Origin of the sequence: uncultured Amaricoccus sp. (assembly GCF_937858865.1) — a bacterium.
In the GTDB taxonomy this organism is placed as follows: domain Bacteria; phylum Pseudomonadota; class Alphaproteobacteria; order Rhodobacterales; family Rhodobacteraceae; genus Amaricoccus.
In genome coordinates this window covers 1-1,602 of sequence record NZ_CALLYO010000109.1, presented here as the reverse complement: position 1 = coordinate 1,602, position 1,602 = coordinate 1, and the positions used below count along the sequence as shown (strand labels likewise).

Below are 1,602 nucleotides of genomic sequence, written 5' to 3'. Positions count from 1 at the left end.
GAACGCCTCGGCTTCGCCTGCTCGCTCTCGCCCGCGGTGCCAGTTTCTATTTAGAGGGCGGTGGCGGTCTTCTGATCCAACAGGACGCTCCTTTGGCGAGGACAAGTCCTCCCAGAAGAATCCATTCCGCCGCCCTCGCCAACCCCGGGTCCCGTCCCGGGAGGTGGTGTAGCTGACGCGCGGGCGGTCATCGGGTTCGTCCGGTAGGGTGCGGGGTTGCGAGACCAACGCGAACCCGAGGCTTCCCCGATGACCGACGACATGATGGACTTGCAGAACCTGGTCGAGAAGGCCCCCGATGCCGATTTCCTCCGGGAGATGATCGGCTTCGCCGCGAAGCGACTGATGGAGATGGAGGTGGGCGCGATCACCGGCGCCGCGCTCGGCGAGCGGAGCGGGCTGCGCCTCGTCCAGCGCAACGGCTATCGTGACCGCGATTGGGAGACCCGTGCCGGCACGGTGGCGCTCCGCATCCCGAAGCTCCGCAAGGGCAGCTGCTTCCCGGGCTTCCTCGACCCGCGCCGCGCGGCCGAGAAGGCGCTGACGGCAGTGATCCAGGAGGCCTACATCCAGGGGTGTCGACGCGCTCGGTCGACAGCCTGGTGCGCGCTCTCGGCATGGGCGGCGTCTCGAAGAGCCAGGTGAGCCGGCTCTGCGGCGAGATCGACACGCGGGTGCAGGCCTTCCTGAACCGCCCGCTCGAGGGGCCCTGCCCCTACGTCTGGATCGACGCGACCTGGCTCAAGGTGCACCGGCACGGCCGGGTGGTCTCGGTGGCGGCGATCCTGGCCATCGGCGTCAACGCCGACGGCCAGCGCGAGGTGCTGGGGCTCGATGTCGGTCCCTCGGAGGCCGCAACCTTCTGGACCGAGTTCCTCCGCAAGCTGGTCGCCCGCGGCCTCTCCGGGGTCGAGCTCGTCATCTCCGACGCCCACGAGGGCATCAAGGCCGCGGTCGCCCGGGTGCTCTCGACCTCGTGGCAGCACTGCCGCGTGCACTTCCTCAGGAATGCCCGGGCCCACGGCGCGAAGAGCGGCCGCAAGCTGATCGCCGCCTTCATCGGCGCCGCCTTCGCCGAGGAGACCCCGGAGGCCGCGCACCGCGAGTGGCGCCGCGTCTCCGACCAGCTCCGCGACCGGATCCCGAAGCTCAGCCAGCGCATGGACGAGGCCGAGACCGACGTGCTCGCCTACAAGCGCCTGCCCCCCGCCCACTGGCCGAAGATCGGCTCAACCAACCCGATCGAGCGCACCAACGCCGAGATCAAGCGCCGCACCGACGTCGTCGGCGTCTTCCCCAACGAGGCCGCCATCCTCCGCCTCGTCGGCGCCGTCCTCCTCGAGCAGCACAACGACTGGGCCGCCCAGGGCCGCCGCTACATGGCGCTGGATCCCGACCCCGCGATCCGCCACACTCCCCGCGCCAGCCTCGCAGCAACCACGATGCTGGCCAGCCCCGGCACCGCCGGAACGCTCGCCTGACCACGCGTCAGCTACACCACGTCGCGGGACATGATCTCGCCAAGCCGCGCGCCTCCATGAACACCGGGCACACTACACGACAGGGCTGGCTGAGGGCGGGATGAGGTGATCTTCTGGACGA

At 70.0% G+C, this 1,602-nt stretch carries 1 pseudogene; it reads left to right on the top strand.

What is annotated here, in order from left to right:
• Positions 1–249 precede the first annotated feature (249 nt).
• Positions 250–1,481 (top strand): annotated as a pseudogene (locus Q0112_RS02905) (IS256 family transposase).
• Positions 1,482–1,602 lie beyond the last annotated feature (121 nt).